This is a genomic window from Holdemanella sp. DFI.5.55 (genome assembly GCF_020593575.1).
Classification (GTDB): Bacteria; Bacillota_I; Bacilli_A; order Erysipelotrichales; family Erysipelotrichaceae; genus Holdemanella; species Holdemanella hominis.
Genome location: NZ_JAJDMK010000211.1, coordinates 1 through 382 on the forward strand (window position 1 = coordinate 1; position 382 = coordinate 382).

Below are 382 nucleotides of genomic sequence, written 5' to 3' on the forward strand. Positions count from 1 at the left end.
AGTCAGAAACATGTATATAATTTAATGCATGTTATGGGAATAAAAGCCCGTTATGCACGACATTACACAAAAACAACTGTAAGTGAAGATTATTCGTCTAAGATGCAGAACCTATTAAATAGGCATTTTAATCCAACAAAATGCCAATATTATAGCAACACAATAATCTTTTTATTTGGGGAAAGTGGCTTTGCGCCCTTTTGTACTTCTAACTTCTTATTTTTATAAATTTTATTTTAAGATTAACTACTTGAATTTTATATAGTTAGCTTTCCTGTACATTTGGGCTATGTAAAATCATACAAGAAAAGACTTTTTCTGCAAAACAGTCACACGTCTAAATGACGTGCCCGGTTCGTTTCCAGTCGTCCGGTAACATTTC

At 32.5% G+C, this 382-nt stretch carries 1 pseudogene; it reads left to right on the forward strand.

What is annotated here, in order from left to right:
* Positions 1-228 (forward strand): annotated as a pseudogene (locus tag LJE08_RS13850) (hypothetical protein); the annotation flags it as partial.
* Positions 229-382: the final 154 nt, after the last annotated feature.